Source organism: Nonomuraea rhodomycinica (assembly GCF_013363995.1).
Taxonomy (GTDB): Bacteria; Actinomycetota; Actinomycetes; order Streptosporangiales; family Streptosporangiaceae; genus Nonomuraea; species Nonomuraea rhodomycinica.
On record NZ_JABWGO010000001.1, the window covers coordinates 1489320 to 1506308 of the forward strand.

13 protein-coding genes are annotated in these 16989 nt (G+C 73.2%); 3 read left to right on the top strand and 10 right to left on the bottom strand.

Features of this window, described 5'->3' with window-relative positions:
- Window positions 1-4: 4 nt before the first annotated feature.
- Window positions 5-1579 (top strand): serine/threonine-protein kinase, encoded by a 1575-nt coding sequence (locus tag HT134_RS06885; protein ID WP_175599332.1) that lies wholly within the window; start codon window positions 5-7, stop codon window positions 1577-1579.
- Window positions 1580-1660: 81 nt separating this feature from the next.
- Window positions 1661-3181: a serine/threonine-protein kinase gene (locus HT134_RS06890; RefSeq protein WP_175599333.1), complete on the top strand. Its 1521-nt coding sequence runs from the start codon at window positions 1661-1663 to the stop codon at window positions 3179-3181.
- Between the two features lie 143 nt (window positions 3182-3324).
- Here the strand turns inward: HT134_RS06890 and HT134_RS06895 are convergent, their stop codons facing one another.
- From HT134_RS06895 to HT134_RS06905, 3 genes are read right to left on the bottom strand one after another with little or no spacing between them, the layout of a single operon-like run.
- Complete coding sequence (locus HT134_RS06895) at window positions 3325-4254, bottom strand: RluA family pseudouridine synthase (RefSeq protein WP_175599334.1); 930 nt, start codon at window positions 4252-4254, stop codon at window positions 3325-3327.
- The gene (lspA, locus tag HT134_RS06900; protein WP_312888004.1) at window positions 4251-4823 is read right to left on the bottom strand and encodes a signal peptidase II; all 573 of its coding nucleotides are present in this window, start codon (window positions 4821-4823) and stop codon (window positions 4251-4253) included. Before lspA ends, HT134_RS06895 begins: the two co-directional genes overlap by 4 nt.
- Window positions 4787-5176: a TraR/DksA family transcriptional regulator gene (locus tag HT134_RS06905; protein WP_175588704.1), complete on the bottom strand. Its 390-nt coding sequence runs from the start codon at window positions 5174-5176 to the stop codon at window positions 4787-4789. Before HT134_RS06905 ends, lspA begins: the two co-directional genes overlap by 37 nt.
- 455 nt (window positions 5177-5631) lie before the next feature.
- Between HT134_RS06905 and ileS the strand changes: the two genes are divergently transcribed.
- A complete protein-coding gene (ileS, locus tag HT134_RS06910; protein WP_175599336.1) occupies window positions 5632-8778 on the top strand; it encodes an isoleucine--tRNA ligase in 3147 nt (1048 codons plus the stop codon).
- 143 nt (window positions 8779-8921) lie between these two features.
- On the opposite strand, the gene HT134_RS06915 is transcribed toward ileS, so the two are convergent.
- The 7 genes from HT134_RS06915 to HT134_RS06945 form a co-directional block, all read right to left on the bottom strand.
- Window positions 8922-11546 (bottom strand): hypothetical protein, encoded by a 2625-nt coding sequence (locus tag HT134_RS06915; protein WP_175599337.1) that lies wholly within the window; start codon window positions 11544-11546, stop codon window positions 8922-8924.
- A 45-nt stretch (window positions 11547-11591) separates the two neighbouring features.
- Entirely contained in the window at window positions 11592-12464 is an 873-nt protein-coding gene (locus HT134_RS06920; protein WP_175599338.1) for a DivIVA domain-containing protein, read from the bottom strand.
- Between the two features lie 106 nt (window positions 12465-12570).
- The gene (locus tag HT134_RS06925) at window positions 12571-12861 is read right to left on the bottom strand and encodes a YggT family protein (protein WP_175588708.1); all 291 of its coding nucleotides are present in this window, start codon (window positions 12859-12861) and stop codon (window positions 12571-12573) included.
- Window positions 12862-12941: 80 nt separating this feature from the next.
- The gene (locus HT134_RS06930; protein ID WP_175599339.1) at window positions 12942-13442 is read right to left on the bottom strand and encodes a cell division protein SepF; all 501 of its coding nucleotides are present in this window, start codon (window positions 13440-13442) and stop codon (window positions 12942-12944) included.
- 138 nt (window positions 13443-13580) lie between these two features.
- On the bottom strand, window positions 13581-14273 hold the full coding sequence (locus HT134_RS06935; RefSeq protein ID WP_175599340.1) for a YggS family pyridoxal phosphate-dependent enzyme: 693 nt from the start codon (window positions 14271-14273) through the stop codon (window positions 13581-13583).
- 227 nt (window positions 14274-14500) lie between these two features.
- Window positions 14501-15919, bottom strand: coding sequence for a cell division protein FtsZ (gene ftsZ, locus HT134_RS06940; RefSeq protein WP_175599341.1), 1419 nt, complete (start codon window positions 15917-15919; stop codon window positions 14501-14503).
- Window positions 15920-16299: 380 nt separating this feature from the next.
- Window positions 16300-16962 carry a cell division protein FtsQ/DivIB gene (locus HT134_RS06945; protein WP_175599342.1) on the bottom strand — a complete coding sequence of 221 codons (663 nt, stop codon included), beginning with the start codon at window positions 16960-16962 and terminating at the stop codon, window positions 16300-16302.
- Between the last annotated feature and the right edge of the window lie 27 nt (window positions 16963-16989).

Below are 16989 nucleotides of genomic sequence, written 5' to 3' on the forward strand. Positions count from 1 at the left end.
CCGCGTGAGCAGGGAGGTCGGCGGTCGCTACCGCCTCATCGAGCCGCTGGGCGAGGGCGGCATGGGCGTGGTCTGGCGCGCCCACGACCGGCTGCTCGACCGCACGGTCGCGGTCAAGGAGGTGCGCTACACCGGCGTCGGCGACGACAAGCGGGCCGACCTCAACCGGCGCACCATCCGCGAGGCGCGGGCGGCCGGCCGCCTGGACCACCCGTCGGTGGTGGTGATCCACGACGTCGTCGAAGAGGACGGGCGGCCGTGGATCGTCATGCAGCTCGTCCCGTCGCGGTCGCTGGCGCAGGTGCTGGCCGAGCAGGGGCCGCTGCCGGTCGAGCGGGTGGCGCTCATCGGCGAGCGGGTGCTCGGCGCGCTGCGCGCCGCCCACGCCACCGGCGTCCTGCACCGCGACGTCAAGCCCGAGAACGTGCTGCTCGCGCACGACGGCCGGGTCGTGCTGACCGACTTCGGCATCGCCACCCTGGACGCCGAGCCGGGGCTGACCGCCACGGGCGGGCTCGTGGGCACGCCCGCGTACATGCCGCCCGAGCGGCTCAACGGCGAACCGGCGCGGCCGGAGTCCGACCTGTGGTCGCTGGGCGCGACGCTGTACGCGGCCGTGGAGGGCGCGCCGGCGTACCGGCGCGACTCGTGGGCGGCCACGGTGGCGGCCGTCCTGCGCGACGACCCGGCGCCGCCGGTCCGCGCGGGCGCCCTCACTCCGGTGATCATGGGGCTGATGCGCCGCCACCCGGCGGCCCGGATGCCGGCGGGCGAGGCGGCGCACCTGCTGGGGGCGATCGCCTCCGCCCCCGCCCCTTCCGGCCGCACGGTCCCCGTCTCCGCCTCCCGGGTCCGGCCGCCCGCGCGGCGGCGGCTCATGGTGCCCGCCGCGATCGTCCTGGCCGCCGTGCTCGCCGCGGGCGGCACGCTGCTGGCGGTCCGCGCGAACGGCCTGCTGGGAGGTGACGGCGGTTCGTCCGCGCTGACGGGCCCGACGGGCCGGGCCACCCCCACCCCCACCGCCACCGCCACCGCCACGGGGAAGGCCACCGGGCCGGCCCGCCGTCCCACCGCGACGCCCGAGCCGAGCGCGACCGCCACCCAAGGTGAGAACGGCGTGGCCGTGCCGGCGGGCTGGCGCGCGTACCGGAACGCGGAGGGGGGCTTCTCGATGGCCGTCCCGCGGGGCTGGACGGTCGTCAAGAGCTCCACCCGCGACAGCGTGACCGTGCGCGGCCCCGGCGTCCCGGGGGCGTTCATCGTCGAGTGGACCGTGCCCGAGGGCGCCTGGCCCGGGCCCGTGCGGCACTGGCAGGGGCTGGAGAAGGAGATCCTCGGCCGGGGCGAGTTCCCCGGCTACCGCCGCATCGCCATCGAGCCGACCACGTTCCTGGGGCGGCCGGCGGCCGACTGGGAGTACACGTGGCGGCGCGACGGCGCGATCGTGCACGTCCTCAACCGCGGGTTCCGCACGGCGGACGGGCGGCCGTACGCGCTGTACTGGGAGGCCCCCGACTCCAGGTGGAGCCGCGACCGCCGCTACTTCGACACCTTCACCGGCACCTTCGCCGCCCTCTGACGGCCGGTCTTTAATCCGGCGAGGTGCGTGCTTGGGAGGGACTTTATCGGGTAGACGGCCCGCATGTCCGATTCAGCGGTAATGGTCGGTGGACGATACCGGCTGCTCAGGACCATAGGCCAGGGCGGCATGGGCACGGTCTGGCATGCCCACGACGAGGTGCTCGGCCGTGACGTGGCCGTCAAGGAGATCCATCCGCCCCCTGACCTCAACGGTCCGGAGCGCGACGTGTTCAGCGTGCGGACCTTCCGCGAGGCGCGCGCCGCGGGGCGGGTCGCGCACCCCGGCGTGGCGGCCGTCTACGACGTGCTGGAGGAGGGCGGCCACCCGTGGATCGTCATGCAGCTCGTCCGGTCGCGGACGCTGGGCGAGCTGGTGCGCGAGGAGGGCCCGCTGCCCCCGGGCCGGGTGGCGGAGATCGGCCTGCAGCTGCTGGAGGCGCTGCGCGCCGCGCACGCGGCGGGCGTCCTGCACCGCGACGTCAAGCCGGACAACGTGCTGCTCGCCGAGGACGGCCGGGCGGTGCTGACCGACTTCGGCATCGCCACCACGGAGGACGAGGCGCCCGTCACCAGGACCGGCATCCTCGTCGGCACGCCCGCCTTCATGGCGCCGGAGCGGGCCGCGGGCGGCCAGGCCATGCCGGAGTCGGACCTGTGGTCGCTCGGCGTGACCCTGTACGTGGCCGTGGAGGGCCACTCCCCCTTCCAGCGGGCGCACGCGCTGGCCACGCTGGGGGCGGTGCTGCACTCCGAGCCGCCACCGCTGGCCCGCGCGGGCGCGCTCGGGCCGGTGCTGCTCGGGCTGCTGCGCAAGGACCCGGCGCAGCGGATGAGCCTGGACGAGGCGCGGTGGCGGCTGCACGCGGTCGTCGCGGGCAACGCGCCGGAGCCGACGGCCCCGGTCGCCGTCCCGGCGGGCGGCCTGACCGCCCCTGGCGCCGTCGCCGCCCAGGACGCGCCGCGCGAGCAGGCCATGGGCGCCGCACCCGGCGCACTCTCCGCATTCGCCGATCCCACCGATCCTCCGCCGGCCGAGGCGGGTCGCCCCGCGCCCGTCCCGGCGGCCGTCCGCAGGCGCAGGCCGCCGCTGGCGGCGCTCGTCGCGGGGGCCGCGGCCGTCGCCGTCCTCACGGGCGGCGCCGCCTGGTGGACGAACCAGCCGACCGGCCGCGCCCGCACGCCGGCGACGGTTCCCGCCGTGGTCTCCTCCGCGGTGCCGTCGGCGCCCGCCACGAAGCCCGGCACGGAGCCCGCCACCGAGCACAGGACGAGCACGCCGGCCACCCCCTCCGGCAGGCGGCCCGTACGGCAGGGCACCGCGCCCACCGGCGGCCCCTCCCGCGAGCCCACGTCGAGACCCACGCGCGAGCCCACGGCCGAGCCCACCGCCAAGGCGACGAAGCCCACCAGGAAGCCCACGCGGACCCCCACCAGGAAGCCCACGGCGAAGCCCTCCGTCAAGGCGACGAAGAAGCCGACGCCCGGCACGTCGAAGAAGGCCGACGAGCAGGCGTCGCGTGAGCCCGGCCAGGTGGACCCGGCCGGCACGGGCCGTACGCTCAAGAAGCCCAAGAAGGCCAAGGGCTCCAAGCACGCCTGACGGCGGAGGGCCGAGGCCCGGTCAGGAGCAGGCCCCGCCACGAACGCTGCGCCACGGAGGACCTGGCGCAGTCAGGAGCAGGCCCGGCCACGAAAGGTCTGGCGCGGTCAGGCGCAGGCCCGGCCACCGAGAGCGCGGCCCGGTCAGGACTCGGCGCGGACGATGTCGAGGGCCTTCTGCAGGTCCTCGGGGTAGTCGGTCTGGAACGAGATCCACTCGCCGCTCGACGGGTGCTCGAACCCGAGCGACACCGCGTGCAGCCACTGCCGCCCGACGCCGAGGCGCGCGGCCAGCGTGGGGTCGGCGCCGTACAGCAGATCGCCCACGCAGGGATGGCGCAGCGCCGACATGTGCACCCGGATCTGGTGGGTGCGGCCCGTCTCCAGCTTGATGTCCAGCAGCGACGCCGCCCGGAACGCCTCGATCGTGTCGTAGTGCGTGACCGACGGCTTGCCGCCCGCCACGACCGCGAACCGGCCGTCGCCCGACGGGTGCCGGTCGATGGGGGCGTCCACCGTGCCCCGGAACGGGTCGGGGTGGCCCTGCACCAGCGCGTGGTAGCGCTTGTCGACCGTGCGCTCCTTGAAGGCGCGCTTGAGGTGGGAGTAGGCGTGCTCGCTCTTGGCGACGACCATGGCGCCGGTGGTGTTGGCGTCGAGCCGGTGCACGATGCCCTGGCGCTCGGCGGCGCCACTGGTGGCGATCGTGTGACCGGAGCCGAGCAGCCCGCCGATCACGGTGGGGCCGGTCCAGCCGACCGTGGGGTGCGCGGCGACGCCGATCGGCTTGTTCACCACGACGATGTCGTCGTCCTCGTACACCACCCGCATGCCGGGCACCGGCTCGGCGACGGGCATGGGCGTGGCGACCGGGGGCGGCAGCGTGACCTCCAGCCAGGCGCCCGCGTGGACGCGGTCGGACTTGGCCGGCTCGCGGCCGTCGACCGTCACCTCGCCGGCGCCGATCAGCTCGGCCGCCCGGGTGCGGGAGAAGCCGAACAGCCGGGACAGGGCGGCGTCCAGGCGCTCGCCCTCCAGCCCGTCGGGCACGGGCAGGCTGCGGTGCTCGCTCACTTGCCCTCCCTCGTCCCGTCGATCTGGTAGCCGCGCCAGGCCAGGAACACGGCCAGGACCCCGCCGCAGACGATCGACGAGTCGGCCACGTTGAACACCGGGAAGTAGTCGATCACCGGGAAGTGCCCGGGCAGGACCTCGATGAAGTCGACCACGTGCCCCTGGAACTGCGTGCTCCTGCCGAACCCCGACGGGTAGCGCAGCAGCCGGTCGGTCAGGTTGCCGAGCGCCCCGCCGAGCAGCAGCCCCAGCGTGATCGCCCACGGCAGGCTGCGCAGCTTGCGGGCCGTGCGGATGATCGCGACCACGACGCCGACGGCGATGAAGGTGAAGACTATCGTCATTCCGGTGCCGATGCTGAACGCGGCACCGGAATTGAAGATCACCCGGAGCTGCAGCACGTCCGGGACGACGACCAGGGGCGCCTTGCCCTCCAGCGTCCGCAGCACGACCGTCTTGCTGACGAGGTCGGCCACGTAGACGACGACGGCCAGCGCCACCAGGATGACGACGAGGCGGGCGCGCCGCGTCGCTACCGGCGCTCCTCCTTCTGCTTGCAGGCCACGCACAGCGTCGCCCTCGGGAACGCCTGCAGGCGCTCCTTGCCGATCGGCTTGTGGCACGATTCGCACACTCCATAGGTCCCTGCGTCGATCCGGGCGATCGCACGTTCGTTCTGCGCGACCAGGTCGCGCGCATTCAGGGTAAGGGCGATCTCGCGTTCCCGCTCGTACGTCTTGGCGCCGGCGTCCGCCTGGTCGTCACCGGCGCCCTGGGTCACATCACCCGAGGCGATCTCGGACTCATGACGGCGGATGTCCGCGTTGAGCTCGTCGATCTCGCGCTGCAGCGTGCCGCGTACCTCGGCCAGCTCCTCGTCCGACCACATCGAGGGAGTGGTGGTCTGCGTGACTGCCGCCATGAGTGCCTCCATGCTGATCAAGGCCATGAGTGGTGCGGGCAGCTTAGGTGCCCTATAACGGAACGGCAAACGACCCGCCGCCCCGTTTACCTCTCCCGTACTATCCCGCCGCGCGCCTTCAACTCCTCCGGCGGGCAGTCCATTCCCGCAACTTTGTCGCCGTTTACGAGTTCCGTACCGGAGCCAGGGGCCTCACCAGGGAAACCGGGAAGACCCGGGTCCCGCTCTGCGTTATGGTGTGAATCTGCAAGGCGTCGATGGGGCCCTCGAATGTGAGGGATATCACCCCGGAGCCGCCGGAAGAACGGCTCCCCCGGAGCTCATTAGACCCGGCAGCAGACCAATGAAGTGGGCCCCGCACTCTCGGGGTCAAGAAGGGTGGTACCGCGGAGCCGCACGGCTTCGTCCCTTCACGCAGCCCTGTTGGACAGTGACCGCGTGGAGGCGCGCCCCAGATGTCTTCCCCTAGTTTCCGCTCTCTTCCCGCGCAGGTCGACCTGCCCGCGCTCGAGCGTGAGGTCCTCGACCGGTGGCGGGACGGGAAGGTCTTCGAGCGCTCCGTCGAGCAGAACGACGGCAACCCCGCCTGGGTCTTCTACGAGGGCCCGCCCACGGCCAACGGCCTGCCCGGCGTCCACCACGTCGAGGCCCGCGTCTTCAAGGACCTGTTCCCCCGCTACAAGTCGATGCAGGGGTTCAGCGTGCCGCGCAAGGCCGGCTGGGACTGCCACGGCCTGCCGGTCGAGGTCGGCATCGAGAAGGAGCTCGGCCTCACCGGCAAGAAGGACATCGAGGCGTACGGCATCGCCGAGTTCAACGCCAAGTGCCGCGAGTCGGTGCTGCGCCACGTCGACGCCTTCGAGCAGATGACCGAGCGCATGGGCTACTGGATCGACCTGTCCACCGCCTACCGGACGATGGACCCGTCGTACATCGAGTCGGTCTGGTGGTCGCTCAAGGTCGTCTTCGACAAGGGCCTGCTGTTCCGCGACTTCCGCATCACGCCGTACTGCCCGCGCTGCGGCACCGGCCTGTCCGACCACGAGCTGGGCCAGCCGGGCGGCTACGAGACCGTCTCCAGCCCGTCGGTGTACGTCCGCATGCCCGCCACCTCCGGGCGGCTGGCCGAGCTGGGCGCCTCGCTGCTCATCTGGACCACCACGCCGTGGACGCTCGTGTCCAACACCGCGGTCGCCGTCCACCCCGACGTGACCTACGTCGCCGCCCGCACCGCCGACGGCGAGGTGCTGGTGGTGGCCGAGCCGCTGCTGTCGGTGCTGGGCGACGGCGCCACCGAAGTGGCCCGTTTCACCGGCCGCGAGCTGGAGCACACCTCCTACTCCCGGCCGTTCGACCTGGTCGACATCCCGGGTGCCCACTACGTGGTGCTCGGCGACTACGTGACGGTCGAGGACGGCACCGGCCTGGTCCACCAGGCGCCGGCGTTCGGCGCCGACGACATGGCGGTGATCAAGCGGTACGACATGCCGGTGGTCAACCCGATCGGGCCCGACGGCCGCTTCCTCGACGACGTGCCCATGGTCGGCGGGCGGTTCTTCAAGGACGCCGACGAGGAGCTGACCGAGGACCTGCGGGCCCGCGGCCTGCTGTTCCGCGGCGGCCACTTCGAGCACAGCTACCCGCACTGCTGGCGCTGCCACACCCCGCTGCTCTACTACGCGCTCCCGTCCTGGTATATCCGCACCACCGCGGTCAAGGACGCGATGCTGGCCGAGAACGCGAAGACCAACTGGTTCCCCGAGACCATCAAGTGGGGCCGGTTCGGCGAGTGGCTGCGCAACAACGTCGACTGGTCGCTGTCGCGCTCCCGCTACTGGGGCACGCCGCTGCCGCTGTGGGTGTGCGGCGAGGACGAGTCGCACGTCACCTGCGTCGGGTCGATGGAGGAGCTCGGCACGCTCGCCGGGCGCGACGTCTCCGCGCTCGACCCGCACCGCCCGTACGTGGACGACGTCACCTTCCCCTGCCCCGAGTGCGGGGCGGAGGCGCGCCGGGTGCCGGACGTGATCGACGCCTGGTACGACTCGGGCTCGATGCCGTTCGCCCAGTGGGGCGCGCGGGGCAAGCCGGAGGGCGTCTACCCGGCGCAGTTCATCTGCGAGGCCACCGACCAGACGCGCGGCTGGTTCTACTCGCTCATGGCCGTCGGCACGCTGGTGTTCGGGCAGTCGTCGTACGAGAACGTGCTGTGCCTGGGCCTCATCCTGGCCGAGGACGGCCGCAAGATGAGCAAGCACCTCGGCAACGTGCTGGAGCCGATCCCGCTGATGGACCAGCACGGCGCCGACGCGCTGCGCTGGTTCATGGCCTGCTCCGGCTCGCCGTGGGCGGCCCGCCGCGTCGGCCACAACGCGCTGGAGGAGATCGTCCGGAAGGTCCTGCTGACCTACTGGAACACCGCCTCCTTCTTCACCCTGTACGCCAACGCCGAGTCGTGGTCGCCCGCGATGCTGGCCGCCGCGCCGCCGGCGTCCGAGCGGCCGCTGCTCGACCGGTGGGCACTGGCCGAGCTGCACCGCACGGTCGCCGAGGTGACGGCCTCGCTCGACGAGTACGACACGCAGCGGGCGGGCCGCCGCCTGGCCGACTTCCTCGACGACCTGTCCAACTGGTACGTGCGCCGCTCGCGCCGCCGCTTCTGGCAGGGCTCGCGGGAGGCGTTCGCGACGCTGTACGAGTGCCTGGAGACGGTCACCCGGCTGATGGCGCCGATCGCGCCGTTCGTCACCGACTACCTGTGGGACGTGCTGCGCGGCGAGGACGCCCCCGCCTCGGTGCACCTGGCCTCGTGGCCGGGCACCCGCGAGGAGCTGCTGGACCCGGCGCTGTCGGAGCAGATGGCGCTGGTGCGCCGCCTGGTGGAGCTGGGCCGCTCGGCCCGCGCCTCCTCGGGCGTCAAGACCCGGCAGCCGCTGCGGCGGGCCCTGGTCGGCGCGCACGGCTGGCCGGCGCTCCCGGCCGAGCTGCGCGACCTCATCGCCGACGAGCTGAACGTCCAGGCCCTGGAGGACATGTCCGGCTTCAGCGCCGACCTCGTGTCGTACACGGTGAAGCCGAACTTCCGGGCGCTCGGCAAGCGGTTCGGCTCGCAGACCAAGGTGGTGGCGGCGGCGGTCGGCGCGGCCGACGCCGCGTCGGTGGCCCGCACGCTGCGCGGCGGCGGCACCGTCACGCTGGAGGCGGGCGAGCTGGGCGAGGTCGCGCTCGGCCCCGACGAGGTGATCGTCACCGAGCAGCCGCGCTCCGGCTGGGCCGTGGAGACGGGCGCGATCGACACCGGCACCGGTGAGACGGTCGCCCTCGACCTGGAGCTCACGGACGAGCTGCGCCGGGCCGGGCTGCTGCGCGAGGTGATCCGCCTGGTGCAGGAGGCCCGCAAGGCGTCGGGCCTGTCGATCACGGACCGGATCGCGCTGTGGTGGACGTCGTCCAACGCCGACCTGGCGACCGCCCTGACGTCGGGCGGGTCGCTGGTGGCCGAAGAGGTGCTGGCCACGTCCGTCACGGAGGGGGCGCAGGACGGCCTGCCGGTCCACGAGGACGCGGACCTGGGCCTGACCTTCCAACTGCGGCGCGTCTGACCGAGCCTTCGGGACGGCGGGGCACCCCTTCGGGGTGTCCCGCCGTTTGCGTCTCAGGGGTGTCCCGCCGTTCGCGTCTCGGGGGTGTGCCAGCTACGAGGAGTGCCCCGGCTCGCGCGACGCGGGCCGGGGTGCCGGGACCGTCAGTCGTCGGTGTCGTCGTCCTCGCGGCAGACCGAGCAGCTCGTCAGCTCGGCCTCCTCGGCCTCGGCGAGGGTCATGGTGAGGACGCCCGAGCCGCCCATGGCACGGACGAGGGGGCAGGCGGTGGCGTGGTAGCGGCTCGTCCCCTCGATCACCTTGACCGGGGCGGAACCGTTCGCGGCCCCGCCGGAGGCCGCCTTGGTGCCCTTGGACGACTCCTCGGAGCCGGACCCGCCCTTGGCGCCGGTGGACGCCTCCTTCGGCCCGCCGGAGGTCTTCTCGGTGCTCGAGACCTTGGCGCCGGTCGCCGCGCTCCCGGCTGCGGAGTCCTTCGCGCCCGAGCTGGGCTCCGCCGCGTCCGAGGCGGAGTTCTCGCCGTCGGCCGTCGAGCCCTTGGCGGCGGGCGACGAGCTCTTGGCGGCGGACGACGGGCCCTTGGCGGCGGACGTGGACGTCTTGGGGGCTGATGGCCCACCGGGGCCGCCCGAGGCGCCGGTCGCCGTCTCGCCGGCCGTGCCCGCCGCCTTGCCCGCTGTCTTGCCCGCCGCGCCCGTGCCCTTGGAGGGCGGCTCGCTTCCGGAGGCGTCACCCGCGGCACCCTGACCGCTCTTCGCACCCGAGGAACCGGCCCCCGGCACCGGGGTCTTCGCACCCGAGGAGGGAGGACCCGAGACCGGGGTCTTGGCGTCCGAAGACGCCCCACCCGAGGCCGGGGCCTTGGCGCCCGAGGAGGCAGCTCCCGAGACGGGAGTCTTGGCGCCCGAGGACGCTCCACCCGAGGCCGGAGTCTTCTCGCCCGAGGACGCGCTCCTCGTCGCGGGGGCCTTCGCACCCGAGGACGCGTCGCCCGGGAGCGGGCCCTTCGGCTTCGCGGAGGACTCGGAGGCCGACGCGGGCCGGACCGGGACGTCCCGTGCCCCCGGCTTGCGGGCGGGCGGCTCGATCGGCTCACCGGTGGCGGACACGGCGCGCTGCGGCCGCGTCTCCGGCCCCTGCTCGTCGTCGGCCGCCGAAGGCCGCTCCAGCGCCCGGTCCTTGGCCTCAGCGCCCGTGGCGGGCCTGGCGACCCCCTCGGAGCGGACCGGGAAGATCTGGGTCGCCTCGCCCGGCCGGGAGCCCGCCGGGGCGGACGGGCCGGCGGACGCCTTGGGGCCACGCGCGGGCGGCGGGGTGAACGCCACCGAAGGAGAGGTCTGCTGGTCGTCGTCCTCGTCGTCACCGGAGCCCGCTCCGGAAGCGGCGGCCGAAGGTCGCGCGGCCGGCCTGCCCGCGCCCGGCCTGGCCTCGACCGAGCCGCCCGCGCCGGGCCCGCTCTTGCCAGGCGCGCCCTTGCCGGACGAGCCCTTTCCGGGCGTGCTCTCAGCGGCCGTGTCCTTGCCGGGCGCGTCGTTGCCGGATGTGTCCTTGCCGGACGTGTCCCCAGGGGTGTCCTCACCTGGGGCGTCCTTGGCGGAGGCGCCCGAGGCGCCGCCGGAAGTCTTCTTGGGTGCGTCCTTGCCGGTCGTGCCCGTGCCCTCGGACGCCGGACGGGCGAACCACGCGTACGGCTCGGCGGCCTCACCCTTGGCGGCCTCACCGGAAGCGCGGCCGGGGCCGGAGGACGGCGAGGCGGAGGAGGAAGAGGAGGAGGGGCGCTCCGCGCCGGGCTTGGCCGGGGCGGACGAGCCCGCGCCACCGGAGCGGGAGGCGGCGGAACCGGAAACGGCGGAGGCGGCGGCAGAACCAGAGGCGGTCGTGCCGGGCTTCGAGCCGGGCCTGGGACCGGAGCCCGAGGCGGGCTCGGAGGGCCGTGCGGAGCCGGGCTTGGCGGCGGGATCCGTGCCGGGGGTGGAAGCCTTCGCGGCAGGCGCGGCGGGCTTCGGCGCGGCGGGCGGACGGCCCGTGCCGGTGGGGGCCGGCGGGCGCAGGATCCGCGTGGAGGCGGAGGAGTCGTCGGGCTCCTCGGAGCCGGCCGGCTCGGCGCGGCTGCCCGTGGAGACCGTGGAGACCTTGGAGACCTTGGAGCCGGCGGCGGCCGGACCGGACGACGCCGGGGGGGCGGACGACGTCGTGGATCCGGTGGAGGCCGGTTCGGGGTCGGCGGCGGGAGGCAGCTGCCGTCCGCCGAGGGCGGCGTCGGGCAGGCACGTCGTGCAGGGCGTGAAGCCCTCCTCGCGCGCCTCCTCGTAGGTGAGCTCTTCGTGATCCCGGCCGACCAGCTGGCGGCACCCCGCGACGTGGTAACGCTTGCGCCCCGGGATCACCAGGACGAGCGCGTCGGGGGAGATCCCCGTCGCCGGCGTGCGGCGCGGGGCGGACGCGGGGACGGTCGCCGTCTGCTGCACCCGCGGACGCGGGGACGGCGACGCTCCCGTCGGGCCGGTCTGCGGCACGACCGTCGGGCCGGTCTGGCCGTACGGCATGCCGGGCGGCACGTGCCCCACCGGGGGGACGGCCGGCTCGGCGGCCCGCCCACCACTGGGGAACAGCTCGTGACGCCGCAGGAAGGCCCCGATCACCAGGAACAGCGCGGACAGCACGCTGACCACGATGGACCACATGATGAGGTACACCTTGGCCGCGACGAAGCCCGCGATCAGCAGCACGACCGCCGCGAGCACCAAACCAGCGCTGATGAGGATCACAGAGGGCTCTTTCGAAGTGACGGGCCTGGTGGTCGACCCGTTACTTTACCGGCGGTCGTTGTGAGGACCGTCACCGCCGGGGAAAGCGCCCTGCGGGCCGTCGCCGCCGAACGGGCTCGGGCCGCCGGGGAGCGGCTGCTGAGCGCCCTGGGGAACGGCGTGGGACATGGCCGGAGCGGCGGCCGCCGGGCCACCCGACATCACCGGGAAGGCACCGCTGCCCTCGGCGGAGACGTTGAGCTCGGCGAGCTGGTTCTCCAGGTACAGCTTGAGACGGCTGCGGTACTCACGCTCGAAGCTGCGCAGCTCCTCGACCTTGCGCTCCAGCTCGTCGCGGGTCTGGACGAGGGAGCCCATGGCCTGGCGGTGGCGCTCCTGCGCGTCGCGCTCCAGCGTCTCGGCGCGGGCGCGGGCGTCGCCGATGACCTGCTCGGCCTGGCGGCGGGCCTTGGTGAGGATCTCGTCGGCCTCGCGGCGGGCGCGGGTGACGGTCTCGTCGGCCTCGCGCCGGGCGTCGGCGATCGCCTGGTCGGCGGTCTGCTGGGCCAGGGCGAGCACGCGGGCCGCGGTGTCCATGTTGTCCTCGGCGGGAGGCATGTTCATGGCCACGGGGACCGGCTGGGGCTGGGGCTGCGGCTCCGGGGCCCGCATGGGCTCGGGCTGCGGGGGCGCCATCATCTCGGGCTTGGGCTGCTCCTGCACCGGCGCGGAGGCCATGGGCATGCTCATGCCGCCCGGCACCTTCCCGCGCAGGCACTCGCCCAGCTTGGCGCGCAGCTCCTCGTTCTCTTGGATCAGGCGGTCGAGCTCGGCCTCGACTTCGTCGAGAAAGGCGTCGACCTCTTCCTCGTCGTAGCCCGGTCGCAACCGGGTCGTACTGAACTGCTTGTTCCGCACGTCAGCGGGCGTCAGCGGCATCTTTTGGTCTCCTTGGCGCGCTTGGAGTCTGTCCGGAGGGACGGGGATCCCGAATCACTTCAGCGCGGACACGAGTTGGATCTCGACCGGTGCCCCGCGGTCTTCCTCACCGGCCCATCCATCCCACGATCTGGATCAGGAGCAGGACCACGATGAAGAGGACTGTGAAGCTCAGGTCAAAGGCCACCGTACCCAACCGGAGCGGAGGAATGAAACGGCGGAGGAACTTGAGGGGTGGGTCTGTTGCGGTGTATGTGGCTTCGGCCAGCACCAGCACGACCCCGGTGGGCCGCCACTGCCGGGCGAACGCCTGGACCGTCTCAAAGATCATCCTGCCGATGAGCAGCACCAGGTAGAGCGACAGGACGACGACCAAGATCTGACTTACGATCGCCACGGGCTGGCCGCGCCTCCCCTTCTGGTGTGCCCTGCGGGCCTCGGCGAGACCCGGTCGGGTGCGATAGGCATACAGAGACTCTAACTCTGGTTGAAGAACCCGCGTTCCGCGATTCGAGCCTTGTCCTCGGCGGTCACCTCGACATTGGCAGGGGACAACAGGAACACCTTGTTGGTAACACGTTCGATGTTGCCGTGTAGGCCAAAGACCAGACCTGCCGCGAAATCGACCAGGCGCTTGGCGTCGCTGTCAACCATCTCGGTCAGATTCATGATGACGGGGGTGCCGTCGCGGAAGTGCTCCCCGATCGTCCGCGCCTCGTTGTAGGTGCGGGGGTGGAGCGTGGTGATGCGGGCCAGATCGGTCGTACGGCGCTCCAGGACGGTCGTGGCGGGCCGGGGCGCGGGGACGCCCGGGTCGGTCTCCTCGTCGCGGTCCTGGACCGCCACGGGCCGCTCCTCGCCGGTGCGCGGGGCCTCGTCCTCGTAGGCGTACTCGTCCGGGTAGGTGTCGTACCTCTCGTAACGGTCGTCCTCCACGAGACCGAGGTAGACCGCCATCTTGCGCATCGCGCCGGCCATCGCTACGTCGTCCTCCTGCTCATGGTCGCACTCGCTCGGGCCTGTCGCAGCGCCCGAGGCGGTAGCCGTACCCCCTTGAAGCTCACCGCTGATCGACCTCTACTGGATGCGCGGGCCTGAAGCCCACTTGAGGGGACATTACCTGACGAAGGGCTTGCGACGGCCGAGCAACGCCGTACCGATCCGCACGTGTGTCGCGCCGTGCGCGACGGCCTCCGCCAGATCGTCGCTCATCCCCGCCGATATCATGGTGGCGCGCGGGTGGCTCTCCTGCACGACCTGCGCCACCTCGCGCAGCCGGGCGAACGCCTTGCCCGGGTCCTCGCCCAGCGGCGCCACGGCCATGACGCCGCCGAGCCAGACGTGGCCGAGCGCGGCGATCTGGTCGGCCAGCGCCGGCACGTCGGCCGGCAGGGCGCCGCCCCGGGCCGGGTCGTCGTCCAGCGACACCTGGACGAGGCAGCCGACCTCCCGGCCCAGCCGCCCCGCCTCCTTGCTGAGGGCGGCGGCCAGGCGCAGGCGGTCGACGGAGTGGACGACGTCGGCGTAGCCGGCGACGGAGCGCGCCTTGTTGGTCTGCAACTGGCCGACGAAGTGCCAGGTCAGGGGCAGCGCGGCCAGCTCGTGGGCCTTGGGCGCGGCTTCCTGGTCGCGGTTCTCGCCGACGTCGCGCACGCCCAGCTCGGCCAGGATCCGCACGTCCTCGACGGGGCGGGTCTTGGTGACGGCGATGAGGGTGACCTCGCCGCGGTCGCGCCCGGCCGCCCGGCACGCGTCCGCGATCCGCCGCTCCACGTCGGCCAGCCCGGCCGCGATCTCGTCCCGCCTCATCGCGCCTGTCCCTTTCCCTCAGGACTTCGGGACTGCCCTGTTCGTCCCGTCTCAGTCACGGGGCCGTCCGCGGCTTCCCGCCGGCCCCCATCATGCCCGGTGCCCGTCCGTCCCCGCCGACCGGGCCGATCATCGCGACCGTCCCGTACGGCCCGGGGCGCCCCCGCACACAGCGGCGCCGCTCCGCCGTCCCCTTGATGGGGAGCGGAGCGGCGAGGGCGCGACGGTCACTTGAGGAAGTCGGGGACGTCGAGCTCCTCCTCCTGCTCCTCGAAGACGACCGGGCGGCGCTTGACCGGCTCCGACATGCGGGAGGTGATCGGGGTGGGCGGGTTGGCCGGCTCGGGCGTGGGCCGCGGGATCGAGACGGGGCTCGGCGGCTCCTCGGCCACGGCGACCGGCTCGGGGTCGGGCGCGGGCTCGGGGACGCTCTCCACCGGCCGCATCGGCTCGGCCCGCAGCTCCGGCCGCGGCTCGGGCCGCAGCTCGGGACGGGGCTCGGGCCGGAAGTCGGGCCTCGGCTCCGGCCGGAAGTCCGGCCTCGGCTCGGGACGGACCTCGGCGCGCGGCTCCGGCCGGGGCGCGGGCTCGGCCTTCACGGTCGGCGGGGCCACGCTGGGCCGTACCGGCGAGGAGACCGGCGGCGCGGCCTGGGCGGCGGGGCGGCTCTGCGGGCGCGGCAGCTTCTCCACCGGCGGCGGCACGTCGTCGAAGCCGGCGGCGATGACGGTGACGCGCACCTCGTCGCCCAGGGCGTCGTCGATGACCGTGCCGAAGATGATGTTGGCGTCGGGCGCCGCGGCCATCGACACGAGCTGCGCCGCCTCGTTGATCTCGAACAGGCCCAGGTCGGACCCGCCCGCGATCGACAGCAGCACGCCGTGGGCGCCGTCGATGCTCGCCTCCAGCAGCGGGCTGGAGACCGCCATCTCGGCCGCCGCGACCGAACGGTCGTCGCCGCGCGCGTGGCCGATGCCCATGAGCGCCGAGCCGGCGCCGGACATGACCGACTTGACGTCGGCGAAGTCGAGGTTGATCAGACCGGGCGTGGTGATCAGGTCGGTGATGCCCTGGACACCGGACAGCAGCACCTGGTCGGCCGCCTTGAACGCGTCGAGCACGCTCACCTGCCGGTCGGAGATCGACAGCAGCCGGTCGTTGGGGATCACGATGAGGGTGTCGACCTCGTCGCGCAGCGTCTCGATGCCGGCCTCGGCCTGCATGGCGCGGCGCCGGCCCTCGAAGCTGAACGGCCGGGTCACGACGCCGATGGTGAGGGCGCCGAGGGACCGGGCGATGTTGGCCACGACGGGCGCGCCGCCCGTGCCGGTGCCACCTCCCTCGCCGGCCGTCACGAAGACCATGTCGGCCCCCTTGAGGACCTCCTCGATCTCCTCACGATGGTCTTCCGCCGCCTTGCGCCCCACGTCGGGGTTGGCGCCGGCGCCCAGTCCGCGCGTGAGCTCGCGGCCCACGTCGAGTTTGACGTCGGCGTCACTCATCAGCAGCGCCTGGGCGTCGGTGTTTATCGCGATGAACTCGACGCCCTTGAGTCCCTCTTCGATCATCCGGTTGACGGCGTTGACTCCGCCGCCGCCGATGCCGACGACCTTGATGACCGCGAGGTAGTTCTGCGGTGCTGCCACGACGAGGGGCCTTTCCGCTCGTTTACTTGCCATTTCGGTGCGGATGTCTCCGCGTTCTCAGTTCGGGTAAGTCTCAACCTCAAGTTGAGATTCAGATTTATGTCAACCTGAGGATTGATACGGACAGTAGGAGTTACGCTCCGGGCGGGTCAACTAACCGCGCCGCAAGCGCGTCCGGCGTGTCGCGGGCTGTCCGTTTCGCTCTGTGATCTCGCCAGGTCGGGGCACCCCTCCGCCGTACGTCCCGCCTACAGGCTCTCACGCCCGGGCCGCCGGCGCGCACAGGCGCGGCGAACCTCTCGCGCCCCCGCTGATCGGACGGCGGAAACGCGTCCGCCCGGCGACCGGTAAGGATCATTACCAGATGCCTCGCGATAAGATCACTTGAGGGTGACGACGTCCGGCGAGCTGACGTCGTAGACGTCGGCCTTGCGCCCCAGCACCCGCGCGAGGATGCGCGCCTTCTCCGCGCCGCGCTCGGCGCCGCCCCAGAAGACCGTGCGGCCGTCGGTCAGCTCCAGCGACACGCCCTCGGCCGTGGTGGCGCTCACCTGGCGCACCTTGCCCGCCAGCGAGCCGGGCAGCGACTGGACGACCTTGAGCGCGGCCATCGTCGCCGGGTCGCCCGCGGCCGGCCGGTCCACCTTGAGCACCGGCAGCCACGCCGGGGCCAGGTCCCTGACCTCGATCACCACGCCGTGCGCGTCGACCAGCGCGGCCCGGCCGCCGACGGGCAGGGAGGCGACCGGACGGCGCTCGGTGACCCGGATGCGCAGCGTCCCCGGCCAGACCCGCTCGGCCTTGGCCGTGGCCAGCTGCGGCAGGGTCAGGACCCGGGCCTCGACCCCCTCCAGGTCGACCGTGGCCAGCGGGTGCTGGGAGGGCACCGCGGCCTTCTCCTTGACCCGGTCCTCGGGCACTGTGAGATTTCCCACGATCTCCACGGAGCGGACGCCGAGGACGGGCGAGAAGAACACCAGCCACGCCGCGACGCCGACCACGCCCACGGTCAGCAGCACCAGCAACGCCGTCCGCGCCCTCATCACTCCCCCGGCTGCACGATCATCCGA